We start from the raw sequence: 10,147 nt of genomic DNA, 5'->3' as shown, positions 1-10,147 counted from the left end.
CAAGATTGACAAGAAAAATATCATATTGATTTATTTCCACTCTTCCAGGTTTTCGTCTTCAAAAACGTCGTTAAAATACAATTTATCGTCACCATTCTCAGCCATTTTTTCGAATGCTTTTTCCCATCCTTTCCGTGGTTTCGAAATCGGCTTTAGTATTATTTGTCCTTTGTCCAGAATCATTTCAACTCTGTCCTTTAAATTGTATTTCTCCAGAATTGTTTTACTAAGTCGGATCCCTTTAGAATTGCCTATTCGTACTATTGAAACTTCCATAATCTCATCGTTTATTTGTAATTACGAAGTTATCACAAAAAAGTTCACAAAGCAAGAGATTTTTTTATTTTTTAATGTGGTTACATCGCTGTGAATAAAACTTAACTTCTGGATAACCGAACATCACTTGCGGTTATTTCTATTATTTACTGAGTACCTTAAACTCTACCCGGCGGTTTTGCTGGCGGCCGTCTTTGGTCGTGTTGTCGGCAATGGGCTGGGTTTCGCCGTAACCTACATAAGTTAACCGGTCGGCTGATATTTCCTGGGCCTTAATGTATTCGACCACGGCTTTGGCCCGGTCTTCACTCAACTTTTGATTGAAAGTGGCACTTCCCGTGTTATCTGTATGTCCCGAAATCTCTATTTTAAGGGTGGGCACATCTTTCAGCAGCTTAGCCAGGCGGTTCAACTCAGGATACGAAGTGGGCCTTAAAACAGCTTTACCCTGATCGAAAAAGACGTTTTTCAGCACTATTTTCACATCCTTTTTCACATTATTCAGCAGGATCTCCTTCTCAATCTCCTGGTAAGCCGTAGCTTTGGGTATATTAAAGTTTTCTGAGTGGAACAGGTAATTTTCCGCCTTTACAGCCAGACCGTAGTTTTTACCAGAAGGCAGGGTAACCAGGAATCGGCCGGTTTTACTATTCGAAACATTGTTAAACACAATCTCATCCTTGTCGTTATCAACCACTTCAATATTGGCTTTTATGGGCTCATTGGTAATGGCATCTTTTACCACACCTTTTACTACAGTAAGCCTAATGGTTTTAATTTCCACTGATTTTTCGAGCACGTTGTCGCTTACAGATTTCTCGAAACTGGCCAACAATTGATCCTCGTTACTTAAATAGAGTGGTTTTTCGGGTCCGAGGAACGTAATTTGATAGATATCATACCGGCCCTTACCTCCCTCTCGGGTGGAGGAAAAATATCCATGCCGGCCATCTGCAGAGAGCACAAGCGAAAGGTCATCATCCGGGGTATTAATTGGCATACCCACATTTTCTGGTTTACCCCATTTGCCGTCATCTCCAAGTATGGCTCTGAAAATATCGAAACCGCCAATGGTATTGTGCCCTTTGGAGCTGAAATAAAGGGTACGGCCGTCAGGGTGCATAAACACACTCTCTTCATCGTACTGGGTATTGATGGCAGGTCCAAGATTACGTGCATCGCCCCAGTTTCCGCGGCGGTCTTTGTGCACTACGTAAACATCTTTACCACCATATCCGCCTTCACGACCACTGATAAAATACAGCACCTGGTCATTATTGGCCAACGAGGCAGAGGTTTCTTTTTCGCCACTGTTTACACTACGTGGCAACCAATCGGGATAACTCCACTCATCACCTTCAAGCATCGACGACTGAATGTCGCCATTGCGTTTACGGCCATTGTAAATGAGCAGCAATTGCCCGTCTGAGGCAAGGCCTACTGTAGCGTCGTTCATATGTGAATTAAGCGGTTCACCTGCGTTTACCGGACGGGTCCATCGGTCGTTTACTTTGTAAGAAATGTAAATATCTTCGTCGTATTCCTGGGTGAAATCATCCATGCGGCCGCCTACAGAACCTTCTCTTGTGGAAGTGAACATCATTTTCGATTCATCGGCTGTTATCACCGGGCTGTGTTCAGTATAACCGGTATTGATATCCCTCAAATTATCGATAAAAGCCCGTGCAGGCTTATCGACCAGTTCAAGGGCTGTTTCGCACTCATTAATGTGTTTGGCTGTATATTCAATATCTTCGACCTGGTTGGGCAATAACCCTTTTTTGTATTCACGATAGGCCTCGAGGGCTTTCTTGTACTGGCCGTTCATGTGGTACCCCCGGCCTATGTAGTACATAATATCACGGCTCACTGCAGCATCAAGTTCACGTGCCCGTAAAAAATATTTTAGGGATTTGTAGCTCTGCACCGAGGCCATATAACTTACACCAATCTGAAAATTGAGCCTGGCATTATCCGGGTTAAAATCGTGCGCCTTAAGGTAACTTTGCAATGCAAGATAGTATTGCATATTGTCAAAATAATCGTCGCCATCGTGGTAATGGCTTCGTGCATCGCGGAATTCACTTTTGCGATCTTTAAAATACGATTTATCGAATGGTACATTCTGGGCGGCAAGCATTCCGGCCATGGTGATCAATATGATTGTTGAAAATATTTTTTGTGCCATAATCTGACTAGTTTTGATAGTAGTTGATAAATTGTTGTGCTTCTTCAGAGCCATTAACCACAGCCATTTTCCAGGCGGCAATTGCACCTTCAATGTCGTTATTCATCTCTTTGGCCGATCCCAGATTAATCCATGCCTGGGCATATTTTTTATTCAGTGCGGTTGCCTTTGTAAAAGCTTTAATGGCTTTTGTAAAATTGCGCTTTTTCATCCAGGCTGCACCCATATTGTTATATGCATAGGCATAGTCATTTTTCAGCTCAATAGCCTTTTGATAATCAGCAATGGCCTCATCGTATTTTTTCAGGTGATAATAAGCTGTTCCACGGTTATTGTAAAAAAACGGGTTATCATTATCCATTTTTATGGCAAGGCCGTAATTCAATGCAGCATCGTCGTAATTTTCCTTTTTGCGAAGCGCACTGGCCAGATTATTGTAAACCAGGCTCTCCGTAGGATTTAACCGGCTTGCGGTTTTATAATCTTCGATTGATTTATTTAGTTTTCCAAGCATGCGGTAAGCACTTCCGCGGTCGTTAAATATTTCCCACCGTTCAGCATTTTGGCGTATCGCCAGGGTAAATGATTCAATGGCCTTTTCATAATTTTTAAGTTGAAATTGTGACTGGCCTGTTAAATAGAACAAGTCCACATCCTGAAAACCTGTGCGCATAGCCAAATCGAAGTTTACTACAGCTTGCTTATAGTCGCGGTTTTTAAACTTTACCAACCCCAGTGAAAAATAGGCTTTCGCATAGTTCTTGTCAAGCTCAATGGTTTTCTTAAAATCAGCAGTGGCTTTCTGATACTGTCCGAGTTCCATATAAGCTAAACCACGGTTATAAAATGCCTTGGTAAATCCCGATTCAAAGGAAATAGCCTGGTTAAACTGCTCAACTGCACCATTATAATCTTTAGCACCATAAAGTTTTATCCCCCGGTTGTATGCAAGTTTTGCCTCCTGGTTCTCGGCTACAACCAGCGTGGAGCTGGTATCAATTATGGTTGAATCAGCCTGAGCAATGACAAAAAACGGTGTTATTATAAACACAATTGCGAGTAACCTGATTTTCATTTTGTTTTCCATATTCTGTAAATTATGTTTTTCTATTGCAAGTCAGCAAACAAATTAATTTATAATTAGTTACATTATTGTTGTAAAATTGTTAATTATTATGAATTTTGCAATTAAAATTACGAATTTTGTCCTTTACATGAAACAACTGATCAAAATTATTATATTGCATTTAGATATCTGCGTAAAAAACCCGAATTTTAAATAAAAAAAGTGCGCATTAAAAACCTACTCATAATATTATTTTTGCTACCATTGCTTGCCAGCAGTCAGGAGGATGTAAAAAAAGACCTCAAACTGGGTGAGCGCTATTACAGTAACGAACAATACCAGGATGCAATATATTATTATCTAAAAGCTGATTCAGTAAAACCACTTAATCCTTTGGATGCTGCAAACCTGGCCTGGAGCCTGCTCAATTCTCCCGACCGGGAGCTGGAAGCTATTCCATACTTTGAAAAAGCACTAAATACAAGAAGAACCAATCACCAGCTTATCCATAAAAACCTTGGTACACTCTATCACAAAGTGTTTCAGTTCGATAAGGCCATAGAACACTTTACAACTTATCTGGATAATGCGGGCCGAGAGGACCGGTTTATTATTTATTGCGAACGCATGCTGGAAACATGTAATAACGCCAAGAAAATTGTTGAGGCACGCCAGGAATACGAAATAAACCCACTTCCCTACCCGCTCAGTAAATACAATACCAGAAATGTGTTTACAACGGTTGACGGACAGGTGATTATATTTCAGACACAGGACTACACACTATACAAAAGTGAAATTAAGCAGGGGCGCTTTCAGGAACCCAATAGACTTTTTTCCCATGGCCGGCTGGAGGAAGCAAACCTTGTAGGCATTTCTTATGATGCACAAATACTCTATTTCAATCAAAAGGAAAAAGGAGACTTCGACCTGTACGAAGCCAACCTGGTAGGGCTGACCATAAAAAAAACAAAAGCATTTCCGGGCGAAATAAACAGTAAGTTCAACGAATATGACCTTACCATTTCACCTAATGGGGCAACCATGTATTTCAGCAGCGATAGACCCGGTGGTTATGGTAAAACAGACATTTACCGCATAAACAGAATTAGTGAAAATGATTGGGGTACGGCTGAAAACATCGGGCCCGAAATCAACACTCCTTACCTGGAACGCGCACCATTTTTACAAGCCAGTGGAAAATATTTTTACTTTGCATCAACCGGTCACAAAAACATGGGCGGATTCGACATTTTTAAATCCACAAAAACAGGTATTTCATGGAGTAAACCCGAAAATGTAGCTTTCATAAATACTATTTATGATGATCTTTCATTCTCACAAACAGGAAATGGAAATTTTGTGGTATTTAGCCGTCCCAAAGATTTTGAACCCGAAGAGGAACGCATTTGGAGCGTAAATCTTAGTCAAAATATACCTTTAACCATAATAAAAGGTACAATTCTGGCCGGATCGCCACTCTCTCCTGTTGCAGCCGACATTAAAGTATACGACCAGGAAACCAAAGAGCGAATGAAATATATTTACAACCCTAATCCGCACACTGGTAAGTACCTCATGATTTTTCCTCCTGGTAAAGACTACGAAATGGTGGTTGAAGCTGATGGTTTTCTGCCGCAATTGATACAAATTGTGGTGCCGGGACAAAAGTATTTCTATGAGTTATTCCAGGAAATAAGGTTGTATACCATTGAACTCGCTGAAGACAAAATCGGTGAAAAGGTAGAAGTTGAGAACGTGTTTTATGATATTTATCAAACCAACCTTTCTGATTCACTCATTGAAAAGTACAAACCACAAAGAGAGAAAAACTACGATCATCTGCTCAAAATGGTAGAAGATATCATTAACACTACCGACAGCATTGGTATTGAAAACATAAACGAGATGCGGGAGGCGCCTAAAACACCTCAAAATGAGCAACAGGAATCATACGATCATTTGGTTAACCTCATTGAAACAGCAATTTCAAATACCGACAGTGTAAGCCTGGCCCTGCTTGATAAGCAAACAGTAGAAAACGAGGAAACATCAAACATATATTTCTATTCTTCGAACCAGTTGCCGCACGAATATCTCGACAAGACAGTATACAATGGAGATACCCTCTATACAAAACCCAGGCTCAACACCAATAAAGAAAAGCAGGTGCAGGCAGAAGGCTCAAAATACGATTTCAATTATCGCGCACTCAAAGCTGAAGAGAAGCGTGTTGTGATGCACAAAACAATATATTTCGATGTAAATGAGGTACAAATAAAAACCAAATATCTATTCGATATTTCGCAAATAACCGATTTACTTTACAATAATGCTTCACTGGGTATTGAAATTCACGGTTATGCAGATGAAAGAGGCACAGCTAGATATAATGAGCAACTTTCCAGAAGACGTGCAAACGAAGTGTTTAAGAAAATACAATCGAACCGAATAAAATCAAACCGGATCATTATTGAGGCCCATGGCGAAGAAGATCTTAATAAAAACAAAGGAAAACTTGCCAAATCAAGAAGAGTTGACATTGTAATTTTCGAACCAATAATTCAATCAGAAATTGAAAAATAGGATTATTCACATATGGCTTATTATACTCGTATTTACTGCAGTAAGTGCCAAAGCGCAGCAATTTACTGAATACGAAGTTAAAGCTGCCTATATTTTCAATTTTACCAAGTTCATAAAATGGCCTGCGAGCTCCTTCGACAATTCAACATCTCCCTATGTATTGGGCATTTACGGGAATGACCCTTTTGGAAGTGTTATTAAAAAAATTATAGGAACCAGGCAATCGAATGACAGGAAATGGATTGTGAAATATTATAGCAGGCCGGAACAAATAAAACAGTGCCACATTTTGTTTATTACGGATATTAATCAAAGTGAATTGCGCAGTTTAATTATGCACCTTGAAAACAAACCGATACTTACCGTTGGCGACGAAATTGATAAATTTTGTCAGCAAGGCGGAATTATAAATTTTACACCAAAAAAGTCGCCAAAACGATTTGAAATAAACAACAAGGCTGCCAAAAATGCACGATTATCGATAAGCTCAAAATTGCTGATGCTCTCTAAAATCATCACCACAGATGAAATTAAATTTTAATAATTTCTCCATAAAAGTAAAAATTGTAAGCATTATATTGCTGATCACAACCATTGCTTTGGTGCTGGCAGGCAGTATTTTCTTTGCTTATGATAAAAAACAATTTGAAAAACGTACGGTAAACGACCTGGGTATTCTTGCAGAAGTAATCGGAGATAACAGTACGGCTGCCATCACATATAAAGACCCAGAAACAGCCAACGAGATACTTAATTCTCTTGTGGCAGAAAAACAGGTAAAAAATGCCTTTATAATCATCGAAAATAACGACACCCTGGCCTCATACAGCAGAGAAAAAGGCTTAGTAAAAATGCCAATCAGAACCAAAGCCGATACAAGTTATTTTAATCAAAATAACCTATTCCTTCAAAAAAGCATACTGCTCAACAATGACACCATCGGCCGTATATCCATTAGCTCAGGTCTCGAAGAGTACAAGCAGCGTGTAAACGATTTTTTTAATGTCATTGCCATTATTCTGCTCACAGCCCTTGGTATTGCTATTTTGCTAGCTCTAAAGCTGCAACAATTCATCAGTAGGCCCATCATGTCGCTGGCCGATGCGATGGAACATGTTTCACAGAAAAAAGACTTCTCTATCAGGCTCAAAGAGAGAGGTAAAGATGAAATTAACGAACTCATCAGCGGCTTCAATACCATGCTTGCGCAGATATATAAACAAAATACAGCACTGCAACTGGCGAAAGAACAGGCCGAACGTTCTGTAAAAATTAAGGAAAAATTTCTGGCCAATATGTCACATGAAATCCGCACACCGATGAATGGTATTTCAGGAATGGCCAAATTATTAAACGACACAAACCTCAACGAAGAACAAAAAGCTTATCTCGACAGCATCAATGCCTCCGCCTCTACCCTGCTTGTAATTATTAACGATATACTGGACTTTTCGAAAATTGAGGCCGGTAAAATTGAGTTCGACAAATCCAACTTCAACCTCAAAGACCTTATCGACAGGCTATACAAAACCTTCGAAGTTAAAACCAAAGAAAAAAACCTGGAGTTTTATACCGAAATAGACGATACGCTGCCGGAGTTTATTAATGGTGACCAGGTAAGGTTAAACCAAATACTAAATAACCTGCTAAGCAATGGCGTAAAATTTACAGAGCATGGAAAAATTATTTTATCGGTGCGAGTAATTAACCGTGACCCGGAAACTATTACGCTCCTCTTCTCCGTAAAAGATACAGGAATAGGTATTGCACAAGAGAAACTAAAAGACATATTCAATTCTTTTCAGCAGGAAACAAGCTCAACGACCCGCAAATATGGTGGATCGGGATTGGGGTTAACCATCTCAAAACAACTTGTTGAACTCCAGGGCGGAAAAATGTCAGTGCAAAGTAAGAAAGCAGAAGGCAGCAATTTCTCTTTTCACCTTACATTTAACATACCACCGCGGTCGGCAATTGAAAAAGAGATACAAAAAACCAAAACCGAAAACGAATACCGCTCAGAAGCCACCTTTGTGGCATCTGACGTGCACGTATTGCTTGCCGAAGATAATCTGATAAACCAAACATTTGCCACCACCATTCTGAAAAAACATGGTTTTCAAGTAGAAGTTGCCATCAATGGAAATGAGGTATTAAATCTTTTGCAGGAAAAACCTTATGATGTGGTGCTTATGGACCTACATATGCCCGAAAAAGATGGTTACGAAACAACCAGCATTATTCGTAATTCAGATGCAGCTTATAGCAGAATTCCAATTATTGCCGTAACCGCTGCAGCCATTAAAGGAGAGAAAGAGCGTTGTTTCAACGAAGGAATGGATGCTTACATATCCAAACCCTATGATCCGGAGGAGCTGACCGACAAAATTGCAAAAGTAATCGGCACCACAAAAAAGCATGAATTAAAATCCAATAATGATTATATTGAGTTAACACACACCAATCTCGATTATATTAAAACAGCTGCCGGCAATGACCAAAAACTTATTAATGAATTCATTGCAATATTTGTAAAGCAAGTTCCTGATTTCAAGGCCGAATTCAATCAATTATACGAAACACGTAATTTTCATAAGTTGGCAAAAGTAGCACATACAGCAAAATCATCAGTAGGTATGATGGGTATGAATAAATTATCGAAAAACATGAAAGCCCTCGAACTTCTGTCCAAAGAAGGAAAAAATATTGTTGAAATTGAAAAACTTATTCGTAAATTTGAAAAGCAGGCTGAAGAAGCAAAGCAAGAATTGGAAACTTATTTAAAACAGAATCAATGATATCATCCAGGGTAGAAAATAACATTGTAATTGCTAAAATTTCAGACGATACCAAGCTGAATGTACTTAACGCTGAAGAAATAAAAAACTCACTTACATTGCTTTTGCGTGACTACGACAGATTGATACTGGACCTTGAAGGTATTGTTTTTATTGACAGCACAGGATTTGGCACCCTGATAACCATTTTTAAGCGTGCAAGAGAAAACGACAAAACATTTAAAATTTGTAACGTTAGTCCGGAGGCGCTCGAGCTTATGAAAATTACCAAACTGGACAATATTTTTGAATTGCACGAAAACGTGGAACAGTGCCTGAGTTCTTTCGAATAATCCGAAAAATTTACTTCTTAGCATCAACTTACGCTACTTAATGCATTGCACGGCAAGATTTTTGAAACTGTGAGCTGGCGTGGCAACCATTTATTAAAGTACGGCCAGTAGTTTCAGCAACACTTTTTTAAGAATTGGAGGCTGCTATTAAATAAACTTTTGGAAGTTATTGCCGTCTACGCGGGTACCAAATTAATAATCACATGCAATTTAAAATAAAAGCACCATATATACCTACAGGAGATCAGCCGGAAGCAATTGAGCAACTCTCAAATGGTGTTTTGGAAGATACCAAACATCAGACCCTGCTTGGTGTAACAGGATCGGGGAAAACTTTCAGCATGGCCAATGTGATTGAAAAGGTGCAACGGCCTACACTGGTACTCAGCCACAATAAAACACTGGCAGCACAACTATACAGCGAATTTAAAAGCTTTTTCCCTGACAATGCCGTAGAATATTTTGTGTCGTATTACGATTACTACCAACCCGAAGCCTACATACCAGTTACAGATACCTACATCGAAAAAGACCTGATGATAAACGATGAAATAGAAAAACTCAGGCTTAGCACAACATCTGCTTTGTTAAGTGGCAGAAGGGATGTGCTTGTGGTTTCGTCAGTTTCATGTTTATATGGTATCGGAAATCCGGATGATTTCAATGAAAATGTGATAAACATTCACACCGGTATGGAAATCGCCCGTAATAAATTCCTCCGCGATCTTGTGGGCAGTTTATATAGCCGCGATGACGTAAATTTTAATCGCGGAAAATTCAGAGTGAACGGCGATACCATCGATGTTTGGATTGCCTATGGAGAGGTGGCATTTAAAATTGAATTCTGGGGCGATGAAATTGATAAAATCACCACTTTTGATCCGGTTACAAACGAGATGCT

Annotated in this window: 8 protein-coding genes; 5 read left to right on the top strand and 3 right to left on the bottom strand. The window is 39.4% G+C overall.

Annotated elements, in window-relative coordinates; all coding sequences use genetic code 11:
• Window positions 1-30: 30 nt before the first annotated feature.
• From VJ937_RS13045 to VJ937_RS13035, 3 genes are all read right to left on the bottom strand, one after another.
• Window positions 31-276 (bottom strand): AbrB/MazE/SpoVT family DNA-binding domain-containing protein, encoded by a 246-nt coding sequence (locus VJ937_RS13045; protein WP_324067790.1) that lies wholly within the window; start codon window positions 274-276, stop codon window positions 31-33.
• 142 nt (window positions 277-418) lie between these two features.
• Window positions 419-2,464, bottom strand: coding sequence for an OmpA family protein (locus VJ937_RS13040; RefSeq protein WP_324067789.1), 2,046 nt, complete (start codon window positions 2,462-2,464; stop codon window positions 419-421).
• A 7-nt stretch (window positions 2,465-2,471) separates the two neighbouring features.
• A complete protein-coding gene (locus VJ937_RS13035; RefSeq protein ID WP_324067788.1) occupies window positions 2,472-3,551 on the bottom strand; it encodes a tetratricopeptide repeat protein in 1,080 nt (359 codons plus the stop codon).
• A 201-nt stretch (window positions 3,552-3,752) separates the two neighbouring features.
• Between VJ937_RS13035 and VJ937_RS13030 the strand changes: the two genes are divergently transcribed.
• From VJ937_RS13030 to VJ937_RS13010, 5 genes are all read left to right on the top strand, one after another.
• Complete coding sequence (locus VJ937_RS13030; protein WP_324067787.1) at window positions 3,753-6,116, top strand: OmpA family protein; 2,364 nt, start codon at window positions 3,753-3,755, stop codon at window positions 6,114-6,116.
• Window positions 6,106-6,657, top strand: coding sequence for a YfiR family protein (locus VJ937_RS13025; protein ID WP_324067786.1), 552 nt, complete (start codon window positions 6,106-6,108; stop codon window positions 6,655-6,657). The genes VJ937_RS13030 and VJ937_RS13025 overlap by 11 nt, the downstream gene beginning before the upstream one ends.
• Window positions 6,641-8,914, top strand: a complete 2,274-nt coding sequence (locus VJ937_RS13020) for an ATP-binding protein (RefSeq protein WP_324067785.1) — start codon at window positions 6,641-6,643, stop codon at window positions 8,912-8,914. The genes VJ937_RS13025 and VJ937_RS13020 overlap by 17 nt, the downstream gene beginning before the upstream one ends.
• Entirely contained in the window at window positions 8,911-9,246 is a 336-nt protein-coding gene (locus tag VJ937_RS13015) for an STAS domain-containing protein (RefSeq protein ID WP_324067784.1), read from the top strand. The genes VJ937_RS13020 and VJ937_RS13015 overlap by 4 nt, the downstream gene beginning before the upstream one ends.
• Window positions 9,247-9,449: 203 nt before the next feature.
• On the top strand, window positions 9,450-10,147 hold a 698-nt coding region (locus VJ937_RS13010), incomplete at its 3' end, for a DEAD/DEAH box helicase family protein (protein WP_324067783.1).

It is taken from the genome of Salinivirga sp. (assembly GCF_035268865.1).
In the GTDB taxonomy this organism is placed as follows: Bacteria; Bacteroidota; Bacteroidia; order Bacteroidales; family Salinivirgaceae; genus Salinivirga.
The sequence above is the reverse complement of the archived record's forward strand: the minus strand, read 5'-3'. Positions and strand labels throughout refer to the sequence as shown.

What these genes read in the sequence shown, in the direction of transcription:
- VJ937_RS13045 (WP_324067790.1), bottom strand. Translation starts at nt 276, where the DNA reads ATGGAAGTTTCAATAGTACGAATAGGCAATTCTAAAGGGATCCGACTT.
- VJ937_RS13040 (WP_324067789.1), bottom strand. Translation starts at nt 2,464, where the DNA reads ATGGCACAAAAAATATTTTCAACAATCATATTGATCACCATGGCCGGA.
- VJ937_RS13035 (WP_324067788.1), bottom strand. Translation starts at nt 3,551, where the DNA reads ATGGAAAACAAAATGAAAATCAGGTTACTCGCAATTGTGTTTATAATA.
- VJ937_RS13020 (WP_324067785.1), top strand. Translation starts at nt 6,641, where the DNA reads ATGAAATTAAATTTTAATAATTTCTCCATAAAAGTAAAAATTGTAAGC.
- VJ937_RS13015 (WP_324067784.1), top strand. Translation starts at nt 8,911, where the DNA reads ATGATATCATCCAGGGTAGAAAATAACATTGTAATTGCTAAAATTTCA.